This window comes from Psychroserpens sp., from assembly GCF_045105015.1.
GTDB lineage: Bacteria > Bacteroidota > Bacteroidia > Flavobacteriales > Flavobacteriaceae > Psychroserpens.
The window spans coordinates 1-2,592 of record NZ_JBGCCX010000034.1 but is presented as its reverse complement, the minus strand read 5'-3'; the positions used below and the strand labels follow the sequence as shown (position 1 = coordinate 2,592).

The following is a 2,592-nucleotide window of genomic DNA, read 5'->3' as shown; positions in this document are numbered from 1 at the left end:
TTGGTGATGGATAGATTTGGTTTAGATACTCTGGTATTGCAAAAAGTAATTAAAATTTAAAAAGTAAAACTACGCCTAACAACATGTAAAATTTACAGCGAAGCTGTTCGCCATAAATGGCTAATTTTACACAAACGTTGTGCACAAGCTGAAAAAATATGATGCTTTTAGATTTAATATGTTTTGATTGCCTAATGGAACAGGTAAATAAAGGAGAACCGAAAGTGTATGACGGAACTTCTATTCCAACGCCATTTGAACAAGTCAATAATGATGGAATCTATGAAGTAAACTGTACAAAAGGGCATAAATCAAAAACGATAATCGATAATATCAATTTTGAAATCCTATTTGAATATGGACTTAATGCAATTGTTGACGGGTACTATAGAGAAGCTGTTTCTTCTATAACTTCAGCAATGGAAAGATATTTTGAGTTCTTTATAAAAACCATTTTAAGAAGTTCAACTAAGGATTTTGAGTCTATCAATAAAGCTTGGAAAAAAGTTTCAAGTCAATCGGAAAGACAACTTGGTGCTTATATTATGCTTTACTTCAAAACATTTGGAACTGAACCAATTTTATTAAATCAAAACAAAGAAGTTCCTTTTAGAAACTCGGTAATTCATAAAGGTTATATCCCAACTAAACAAGAAGCAATTGACTATGGAAATTCAGTAATGAAAATAATTGAGCTAACCTTAATTGAATTAAAAGAAAAGTTTCCAAAAGAGACAGAACTCACATTCGAGCAGTTTGGATATAAAAAGAATGCGGAAGAAAATTTTAAAAAAATAGAAAAGGAAAGCGGAATTGAGCAGAACTTCGCCTGTGTCAATATTATGACAACTATAGACGTGAAGAACGGTAGAGAAATAAACCCAAGAGATGGGAGAAAAGGAATGGTCGAAGACAGAATAGTTAATATCAAGCAAAGGCGAGAGCCTAGAAGATTGACTTTACTCAAGGATAGACCAAATATTGACGAGTAATGGAACAAGAACCGACACCTATAATTGAACTTTTAGTTCTGATTCTATTTTTAGGGTCAATTACGTTTCTGTTGGGAGCGATTTTTCAAGGTTTCGTGCTCTACAAAAACAAAAAGTCTTTGCTGACAAGTATTTTCGTTATCATACTGACAAGAATATTAACTGTGATAAGCTCGTATTTTATTTGGGCATTTTGGCATTTACCGATTGACATTATGTTTTTGTTTGTCTATTTGCCAGCAGTTTTGCCAGAACTGATATTCAGTCTATTAATACTGAAACTATTTGGAAACGAAATAATTAAAAAGAAAAAAGCCAGTGCACAACACGGTATATAGCAAATAGGGCATTCGTTGGTTTAAGAAAGTTCAGTGCTATTTACAAACACCGCCAAATTTTTAATTTGGCTTTTAAAATGAATAAGATAAAAACAAAATATAAAAATGTGGCTAAGAGCAAACTTGAAAGTTTATCGCTTTCTACTGCCCTACTTGCCATATACTAAACGTTATGCTTTATTATGAGCAACTTTTACAATAACTTGTACGTATATATATTATGATTAAACTGATAACTTTATGTTTTTTAATTTTCTTTTTAATTTCTTGTAAAAAGAAGTATACTTCGAATTTTAAAGGGAAGTTTAGATCGCAAATTAGTATTGATCATCATGCAGTATCAAACTCAACACGGATAATTGCAATTTTTCATGATGCTGATGAACCTTTTTATTATGGTCTTGGTGCTCCAACTCCACTCAAAATTCGGAATAGAGGGTATATTAAAGTTAATGGAATTGACTTAGAATGGCACGAAAGTGGTGGGTACTTTCTTGACCTTAAAGGAAAACCTACATGTACAATTGAATTTAAAGATCATGACGGTAGCGTTTATCGAAATACTATTGCACCACCAGACACGACCTATTTCGTAAATTTCCCTGATAGTGTTTCTTCCACAGGTAATTTTTCCTTTCAAGTTAGTGCACCTAATTTGGATAGCAATGAGTTTAGTTTAATAGCTCTTGATGATGATTATTATAATGACATTCATTTTTGGGACTACGCTGGAACAGATACAATAATTGAAATAGAAGATGTAGGATTTTATACGTCTAATTTTATTACAGATGGTAATCATTTCATGAACTTAAATCGTGCGAAAAAGATGCTAAATCCAAATTTACCTCCTGGTGGTGGAGAAATTGTTTATCATTATAATTTGGTGCAATACTTTTACATTAAATAAAACAAGGTGTCCTCTTGTTGCTCGGCACAATTGATACAATTTAAATGTGATAAAAATGAAAGCATAACAACATGCAAATTTCATAGCTGTTTCGTACCGTACAGCAACGACTTTTTGCACAAACGTTATGTATAATTGGACCAAGAAAATAAATGTTTAATACTCCCAAAAATTTATTAGCTAAATAAATCAAATGTATCCCAAAAGAATTTTTAATTTCATTTCAATTTGTCTGCTCATAATTTCTTCAATCGCGGTTGTGCGACAAGTGGTTGACTTTTCTGAAAATTATAGCAATTTAACATCAATAGATAGTGTTTTAACATTAGTAATGATTGCCTTCATAATTTTT

The 2,592-nt window shown here is 31.5% G+C and carries 2 protein-coding genes; both read left to right on the top strand.

Annotated elements, in window-relative coordinates; all coding sequences use genetic code 11:
- Positions 1-194: 194 nt before the first annotated feature.
- Entirely contained in the window at positions 195-992 is a 798-nt protein-coding gene (locus tag AB8B90_RS02805; protein ID WP_405333430.1) for a hypothetical protein, read from the top strand.
- Positions 993-1,550: 558 nt separating this feature from the next.
- Entirely contained in the window at positions 1,551-2,240 is a 690-nt protein-coding gene (locus AB8B90_RS02800) for a hypothetical protein (RefSeq protein ID WP_405333428.1), read from the top strand.
- Positions 2,241-2,592: the final 352 nt, after the last annotated feature.